The organism is Micromonospora sp. (assembly GCF_048594385.1).
GTDB classification, from domain to species: domain Bacteria; phylum Actinomycetota; class Actinomycetes; order Mycobacteriales; family Micromonosporaceae; genus Micromonospora; species Micromonospora wenchangensis.
In genome coordinates this window covers 1-7,944 of record NZ_JBMDWU010000618.1, presented here as the reverse complement: position 1 = coordinate 7,944, position 7,944 = coordinate 1, and the positions used below count along the sequence as shown (strand labels likewise).

5 protein-coding genes, 2 tRNA genes and 3 pseudogenes are annotated in these 7,944 nt (G+C 73.3%); 6 read left to right on the top strand and 4 right to left on the bottom strand.

Going from position 1 to position 7,944, the window contains the following annotated elements; all coding sequences use genetic code 11:
• Positions 1-959 (bottom strand): sensor histidine kinase (locus tag ACOJTC_RS32460; RefSeq protein ID WP_420119738.1); only part of this gene is annotated, 959 nt, incomplete at its 3' end.
• Positions 960-1,078: 119 nt separating this feature from the next.
• On the opposite strand from ACOJTC_RS32460, the gene ACOJTC_RS32455 reads away from it, so the two are divergent.
• From ACOJTC_RS32455 to ACOJTC_RS32435, 5 genes and pseudogenes are all read left to right on the top strand, one after another.
• Complete coding sequence (locus tag ACOJTC_RS32455) at positions 1,079-2,359, top strand: alpha/beta fold hydrolase (RefSeq protein ID WP_420119737.1); 1,281 nt, start codon at positions 1,079-1,081, stop codon at positions 2,357-2,359.
• Between the two features lie 184 nt (positions 2,360-2,543).
• On the top strand, positions 2,544-2,717 hold the full coding sequence (locus ACOJTC_RS32450; RefSeq protein ID WP_204925396.1) for a putative ATP-grasp target RiPP: 174 nt from the start codon (positions 2,544-2,546) through the stop codon (positions 2,715-2,717).
• 370 nt (positions 2,718-3,087) lie between these two features.
• Positions 3,088-3,987, top strand: a pseudogene (locus ACOJTC_RS32445) (prenyltransferase); the annotation flags it as partial.
• A gap of 315 nt (positions 3,988-4,302) precedes the next feature.
• Entirely contained in the window at positions 4,303-5,496 is a 1,194-nt protein-coding gene (hppD, locus tag ACOJTC_RS32440; RefSeq protein WP_420119739.1) for a 4-hydroxyphenylpyruvate dioxygenase, read from the top strand.
• A gap of 84 nt (positions 5,497-5,580) precedes the next feature.
• A pseudogene (locus ACOJTC_RS32435) lies at positions 5,581-6,063 on the top strand (site-specific integrase); the annotation flags it as partial.
• Here the strand turns inward: ACOJTC_RS32435 and ACOJTC_RS32430 are convergent.
• The 3 genes from ACOJTC_RS32430 to ACOJTC_RS32420 all read right to left on the bottom strand — a co-directional run bounded on the left by ACOJTC_RS32430 (position 6,029) and on the right by ACOJTC_RS32420 (position 6,820).
• Positions 6,029-6,101 (bottom strand) — tRNA-Arg (locus ACOJTC_RS32430). The pseudogene ACOJTC_RS32435 and the gene ACOJTC_RS32430 sit on opposite strands and share 35 nt — an antisense overlap.
• Before the next feature lie 35 nt (positions 6,102-6,136).
• Positions 6,137-6,227: transfer RNA gene (locus ACOJTC_RS32425), tRNA-Ser, on the bottom strand.
• A 407-nt stretch (positions 6,228-6,634) separates the two neighbouring features.
• The gene (locus ACOJTC_RS32420) at positions 6,635-6,820 is read right to left on the bottom strand and encodes a hypothetical protein (RefSeq protein WP_420119736.1); all 186 of its coding nucleotides are present in this window, start codon (positions 6,818-6,820) and stop codon (positions 6,635-6,637) included.
• 677 nt (positions 6,821-7,497) lie between these two features.
• On the opposite strand from ACOJTC_RS32420, the pseudogene ACOJTC_RS32415 reads away from it, so the two are divergent.
• Positions 7,498-7,944, top strand: a pseudogene (locus ACOJTC_RS32415) (hypothetical protein); the annotation flags it as partial.

The window sequence follows — 7,944 nt, the reverse complement described above, 5'->3', positions numbered from 1 at the left end:
CCCACGTCGCCGGCCGCGCGGCTGCCACCCCCGTCGAGCACCGTCACGGTGCACCCGCCGGGTTCGGCGGTGATCCGCACCGTCGCCGCCGCGCCCTGCGCGTACCGCATGAGGTTGGTCAGCGCCTCGCGGACGATCAGGTGCGCCAGGGCCGCGACCGCCGGCGGGACGACCCGCGCGGTGCGCTCGTAGTGCACCCACGGGTGGCCCGCCACCAGCTGGTCGACCGCCTCGATGCCGACCTCGTCGTCCCGCCCCGCCGACGCCACCACCCGGTCCAGGTCGTCGACCGCCGCCTGCCCGGCGCCGATCGCGTGTTCGATCGCCCGCTCCCGCAGCACCGGGTCGGCGAGGCGCAGCGCCGCACCGGCGGACACGAGGATCGCGGTCAGCCGGTGACCGGCCACGTCGTGCAGCTCGGTCGAGAGCCGCCGGCGTTCCTGCGCGACCGCGAGCGGCGCGAAACCGTCCACGGCCGCCCGGAAGGTCTCGGCCGAGGCCCGGTCGGCGCGGACCCGACGGCGGAACCGCCCGACCGCCCACACCCCGGCGGCCACGGCCCCGAGCACGCGCGCGGTCGCGACGGTGGCCCGCGCCGACGCGCCGGAGGCCGCCGCCGTCACGGCGAACCCAGCCACCACGGCCGCGACGCCGGCCGCCGAGACCGCCGCCGTGCGGTGCACCACCAGCGCGTACGCCGTCAGCAGCACCGCGGCCGGGCCGGCCGGGGCGGCCCCGACGACGGGGGCGGCCAGCGCGGTGGCCAGGGCGGCACCGGCCAGCGCCGGGCCGGGCACCCGCTGGCGGTAGAGCAGCGCGACCACGGCGACGACGGCGACGGCGCAGACGCCGGGCGCCAGCCGCGGGTCCGGCCGGGCGGCGAGCCACCACAGCGCCTGCGACACCGCCACGGCGCCGGGAGCCCAGGTGTCGCCCAGGTCAGGGGCCCAGCGTCGCATACCCCGATGGTACGGGCCGCCCGGCCGGTCGGGACCCCGCCGCGAGACGGGGGTGGGGGGCGCGGAAGCCGTCCTGTGGCACGACGCGCCTGCGCCAGGCGCCGGCCAGCATGATCTTCATGGTTCGTTCCCTTGTTCGCCGGAGCATCGGCGTCCTGCTGCTGCCGGTCGCCGTGGCCACCGCCGTGACCGTGGGCGGCGCGGGCTTCGTCGCCACCGCGCTCGTCACCGCCTGGATACCGCTGCTGTGCGCGGTGGGGCTCGTGTTGCTGGGCACCGTCGCCCAGCTCCTCTCCCGGCCCGCGTTCGCGCTGCTCGGCGTACGACGCCGGAGCCGCGCCGCGACGGCGCTGGCCGCCGCCGTCACCGTCGCCGTCGCCGGGCTCGCCGCCGTGACCGTGTTCCGGCCCGGCCCGCACCCGGCCGCCCCGCCCCCGCCCGCCGGCGTCCGGTTCTGGGACCTGCCCACCGGATCACGGATCGCGTACGTCCACGCCGCCGCCTCCGGCACGCCCCGCCCGACGCCCGTGCTCTTCCTGCACGGCGGCCCCGGCACCCCGGGGGAGGGGGTGTCCGCCGTCGGTGCCCTGCTCGCTGCCGACGGCTTCGAGGTCTACGCCTACGACCAGCTCGGCGCCGGCCGGTCCACCCGGCTCGCCGACGTCACCGGCTACACCGTCGCCCGGCAGGTCGCCGACCTCGACGCGATCCGTGTCGAGCTGCGCGCCGAGCGCGTCGTTCTCGTCGGGCAGTCGTGGGGCGGGTCGCTCGCGGCGCAGTATCTCGCGGCCCACCCGCAGCACGTCGCCCGGGTCGTGTTCACCTCGCCCGGACCGATCTGGGCGGGCGCCTACCCGGACGGCGGAGGCGGCGACCCCTGGGCCCGGATGACCGCCGAGCAGCGTCGGCAGCGCGACGACCTGTTCGCCTCGCCCCGGGTCGTCGCCCAGGCGGTCCTGCAGGGCGTCAACCCGAACGCGGCGCACGCGCTCGTCGGCGACGACGAGGCGGACGCGCTGATGCACGCCGTCGCCGTGCTCGGCAAGGACACCGCCCGCTGCCCCGGTTCGGCACCCGCCGAGGTGCACGACAACCACCAGGGCTTCTACGTCAACCAACTGACGGTCAAGGACTTCGCCCGCATCCCCGATCCGCGGCCCGCGCTCCGGCAGGCCCGGGTGCCGGCGCTGATCATGCGCGGCGAGTGCGACTTCGTCCCGTGGGAGGAAACGTACGAATACCGGCGCACGTTGCCGCAGGCGACCCTGGTCTACCTGCCGCACACGGGACACGACATCACCTCCGGCCAGCGGGAGGCGTACGACGCGCTGCTCCGCGCGTTCCTGCGCGACGAGCCCCTGCCGCTGCCGGCCTACACCTCGGCTCGACCCCCGTCGTGAGTCGGACCCCGGCGACGATCGCTCCAGCGCCGGCCCGGCCGCGCGTCCGGTGGACACCCGGCCAGCCAAGACTGGGGTCCCGAACCAGGGAGATCCCTGGTCCCAGGCGGTTCCCGGCGGCCACACACTGGCGTTCGTCCGGCCGAGCAGCCGGGCGCTCCCTCAGGGTGAACAGGGGTACGACATGAGGCGCAAGACCGTACGGATCGACACGATTCCGGCAGGCGGCGTGGAACTGGCCGACGAGCAGCTCGCCCGAATGCTGGGCGGCCTGCCGAGGCGGGACGTCGGGGGTTCGTCGAAGACCATCGACGACATCCCCAGCGGGGGCCGGAACGACACCGACAGCGACTTCTGATCGGCCGCCGTCGCCGGCCCGCCCTGTTCCGGGCCGGTCGGCGACGGCCACTCCGCCCGGGGCGCCGATGACGGTGCGGCGATGACCGACTGGTCGGATGACCTCCGAACTGGCCATTGCCGGCCCTCGTCGACGCCCGCCTGGCGGGGTGCTCGGCGTGCCGGCGGTGCGCAGTCCTTCGCAGACGCCACCGACCTCGGAGGCTCCCAGCTCAAGGCACTGCTACCCGACTACGCAATCGCCCTGGGGATCCCGGCCAGCCGGTAGGACGTCGGCACACGACCGGCAGAGCCGCGTCGCAGGTCAACAAATTAATCAGCGTCATTTGGATTAACGCAATCATCCCGATAATGCTAAATGTAAAACATTGATGTCGCCGATAGTGCTGGCCCTCGACGGTGGCGTACGGTCCAGACAACCGTCCGCCTACGAAGAGATGGTCCCGATGAGTGTTGCACCGGGAAACCGCCTGACCACCGCATCGACCGGATTTATCGCTCCGCGCGTCAACGTGCGCGGCTTCGTGCGCCTGGCCCGCCTGCGCTTCCTGCTGTACAACGTCCTGCCGGTCGGCCTCGGGGTGGCCGTGGCGGTGCACCAGGGGCATGCGATAGACGTGAAGTGGTACTTGCTCGCCCAGGTGTTCGCCTGGACCGTCCACGTCACCACCCACTACTGCAACGAGTACTTCGACCTAGAGGCCGACCGGGCGAACGTCTACTTCACGCCTTGGACCGGCGGCAGCCGAGCCTTGGTCGACGGGCTCGTGCCACCGCTGGTGGCGCTCGGCACCGCGTTCGTGCTGCTGAGCGCGTCGATCGTGATGGTGGCGGTCATGCCGACCTGGCCCACGCGACTGCTCGCGACCGGTGCCGTCGTGCTGGCCTGGTTCTACACGGCGCCGCCACTGCGGCTTAACTACCGCGCGGCGGGGGAGTTCACGGTCGCTGCGATCCTCAACGGCCTGTGGCCCGCGGTTGCGGTGGTGCTGCAGACCGGGCGGGTACCAACGCTCCTGCTGGCCGTGCTGGCCCCGACCGCGCTGCTGCAGGCGGCCCGGATGATGGTGATGAACCTCGGCGACCGGCAGTCCGACGAACTGGTCGGCAAGCGCACCTTGCCGGTGATCCTCGGCTACCGCCGCGCGGTGACCGTGATCGTCGGCGCGCAGCCCGTCGCTTACCTGGCCCTGACCGCCTTCGCGCTGGCCGGCTGGGTTCCGTGGCTGGTCTGGGCGCTGATGACGGTGACCGCGCCGCTGTCCTGGTGGCTCGCCGTGCAGCTGCGCGGCGGCGCCATGCGCGATCTCGACCCGCGCCGGATGACGCCGGTCGTGTTCTGGGCGTCCAACCACGTGTCGCTCATCGTCGCGGCGGCGATGCTGGGCATGGTCCTCGACGCCGCCCGGCGCGGGGCCGGCGGCACGTCGATCGCCGTGCTGAGCGTCGTCCTGGCCGCTTACGCGGCACTGTTCGGCCACCGCCTGTGGCTCGCGAGCCGAGCCCGAGCCCAGGCTCATGCCTCGGGAGCGCCGGAGGCCGCGACGGCCGTGACGGTGACGCAGGCCCCGCCAGCCGCGACAACGCTGGAGGCCCCGGCCGCAACAAAGCCGGAAGCCACGCCGGCGGTCGCCGCCGCCGATCGTACGGTCGCCGACCTCATCGGCGTCGTCGAGCGCGCCGCTGACGATCCCTTCCCGGTCGAGGGCCTCGACCACCTCCGGTTCGTCGTCGGCAACGCGGTACAGGCGGCCCACTACTACCGCACCGCGTTCGGCATGACTTGCGTCGCGATGCGCGGCCCGCATCAGGGGTACCGTGACTACGCCGAATACGTGATGGTCAGCGGAACGGCCCGGTTCGTCCTCGCCGGCGCGGTGCACGCCGAGGCAGACGGGGCGGCTCACCAAGCGAAGCACGGCGACGGCATCCAGGACGTCGCGATCGAGGTGACGGACGTGGACACCGCCTTCTGGTACGCCACGCAACGGGGTGCCACGGCGATCGCCGAGCCACACGACCTCACCGACGAGCACGGTACGGTGCGCACGGCCACGATCGCCGCATACGGCGACACCCGACACACCTTGATCGACCGTTCCCGGTACACCGGACCGTTCCTGCCGGGCTTCGTCGCGTGCGCGCCGCCGAAGGCACCGGCCGCCGGCGAGTTCTTCCTGGCCGTCGACCACGTGGTCGGCAACGTGGAGCTCGGCGCGATGGACGAGTGGGTCGAGTTGTACCGCTGCGTCATGGGCTTCACCAACATGGCCGAGTTCGTCGCCGACGACATCGCCACCGAGTACTCGGCGCTGATGAGCAAGGTCGTCGCCGACGGTACGCGCCGGGTGAAGTTCCCGCTCAACGAGCCGGCCGTGTCCCGCGAGCGCTCGCAGATCGACGAGTACCTGCAGTTCTACGGCGGGCCCGGGGTCCAGCACGTGGCGCTGGTGACGCCCGACATCGTCGCGAGCGTCGACGCGATGACGGCGGCCGGCGTCGAGTTTCTCGACACCCCCGACTCGTACTACGACGCGGAGCTTCGCGCGCGCGTCGGCGACGTCCGGGTTCCGATCGAGGATCTGCGCCGGCGCCGGATCCTGGTCGACCGGGACGAGGACGGCTACCTGCTGCAGATCTTCACCAAGCCGGTCCAGGACCGCCCGACGGTGTTCTTCGAGCTGATCGAGCGGCACGGCTCGGCAGGCTTCGGGAAGGGCAACTTCAAGGCCCTGTTCGAGGCCATCGAACGCGAGCAGGAAAGCCGCGGCAATCTTTGACCGTAACGGCGCGTCGCCCCGGATCAGCCGCCGGACCTGGCTCACGAGCAGCACCGCCGCGGAGACTGGGCCACGCCCGGACATCACGGCGCCGCGTCGCTCGCCCACGAGGCCGGCGCCGACCGGAAGACCCTGCAGGACCTCCTCGGGCACTCCAGCATCGTGATCACGGCCGACACCTACACCAGCGTCCTGCCGCAGACCCACCGCCGCTGCGCCGACGCCACCGCCCAACTGGTCCTCGACGCCGCCCGCCGCACCCGCCGGAAGATCAAAGCCAGCGCCCGCAAGAACCGCCCCCACCGCAGCCCCAAAGCCGGCACACGGCGCCGACGAAACCGAAAACAGGTGCTCCAAACCGGCCGAAGCGCGAGCAGGCCGCAAAGCCGCAGGTCACGTCCCAGCGAACCCACGAGAAGGCCGCTTCCGGGGCTGCACACATCGCACCCACGTGACACCCACCGTCCACACAGGCCAGACAGCAGAAAGGGTCTGACCGCCGTATCGGCAGGTCAGACCCTTTATGATCTTGTGCGCCCGAAGGGACTCGAACCCCTAACCTTCTGATCCGTAGTCAGATGCTCTATCCATTGAGCTACGGGCGCCCGGTGCTCGACCAGTCTACACAACCGGTTTTGCGCGGAGACTCCGGGATTCGAACCCGGGAGGGGCTTTAAGACCCCAACCGCATTAGCAGTGCGGCGCCATAGACCAGACTAGGCGAAGTCTCCTCGGTGACCCTGCGGACCACCGCGGACGAGGATACAGGTCCGCCCCCACCCTGGGCAAAGCGACTATCCCGACGGGCGGCAATCCCTGGTGGGGGCCGCGCCGGGGGCGCCGCCGCATCGCCCCACGCGGCGTATTCCCGCGTGTGCGAGGTCACGTTCGCGGCTACGCTCCTGTTCCATGCAGGAGCAGCCGCCGAGCGACCCGCCCCGCCGCCCCGCCAGCGACCGGGCACGTCGCCGCTCGCCGGAGGCGACCTTCACGCCGCCGCCCGCACCGCCCCGGCAGCCGCAGCCCTCCGACGATGACGCGACGCCCCGGCCGAAGCGGACCCGCCCGACGAAGGCGGCGCCGGCTGTACTGTTCCAACCCCCTGCCGCCGAGTCACCCGTACCACCACCGGCGGCTGTCACCCGACCTCGCCGTCCGGCCGCGGGTCGGCCGGCAGCCTCACCGTCCGGCGCGTCGGATGACCCGCCGACGGCACCAACACCGTCCGGCACGGACGACGCACCGGCACCCGACGCCAGCACGGCGACGCCCGCCACCGCACCAGCACCAGCACCCGCACCAGCACCAGCACCAGCACCAGCACAGCCCACCACCGCGCGGACGCCGGCCGCGCGGCGTACCCCCCGCAAACGGGCGACGGGCGCGGTCGCCGGCACCACCGACTCACCCCCCGGACAACTGGCACCCGACGAGGCCGCCATCCCCACCGCGACCGCACCACCGGAACCACCCCCCCCGGCAGCAACAACACTCCTTCCCCCGGAATCAGACACACCGCCGGAAACGGCCGGTCCGTCGCAGGCAGTCACGGCCGCTCCCATGGAAACGGACACACCGACGGCAGCGGCCGCGCCGACGGCGCAGGACACGGCAACGACGGCACCGGGCACAGAACCGACGGCGCAGGGCACGGCACCAGAACCGGGCACCCCTTCCCGGAAGCGGACCGCGCGAAAGGCGACGACGGCGTCGACCACCCCGGCCCCCCGCCGGTCTGCGCCCCGCACGCGGGCGACCCCACCGAAGAAGGCGCCCTCGAACAAGACGCCAGCGGAACCCACCCCCGAACCGACCACCACCCCCGCCACGGAAACCACTCCCGAACCGACCACGGTTCCCGCCACGGAACACACCCCGACCACCACGCAGCGTCCACCTGAGGGCCCGGACCCCGTCGGCACCCCGACCGCCGCCACCAGCGCCCCCGCCGTAACGGCGGCGGGCCCGGACGGCGCGGCAGCGGGACGCCTGGATCTGGCGGTGATCCGGACCCGGCTGCTGGCCCATCCGGGGTTCGCGCCGGAGTTGCTGGCCCTGGCGGCCGTCGAGGGGATCGGGCCGCAGGCCCGGGAGTGGGCGCGCGGGCTGCGCGAGGCGTACCCGGATGCCGGTCCGGACGGGCTGGCCCGGCTGGCCACCCGGCGGTTCGTCAGGTGGGCCGGGGTGGGTGGGGCGACGGCGGCGGTGGCCGGGCTGTTCGCGCCGTTGGCCGAGCTGGCGGTGGTGCTCTGGACGCAGTCGGCGCTGGTGCTGCACGTGGCGGCGGCGTACGGCCGGGACCCGGCCGACCCGGAGCGGGCGGTGGAGTTACTGGTGCTGACCCGGGTGCACCCGGACGCGGACAGTGCCCGTACCGCGCTGGACGCGGCGCGGGCGGCGGACGGTCCGGGCGACGGGCCGTGGCCGCGTGCGGCGGAGGCCGCGTGG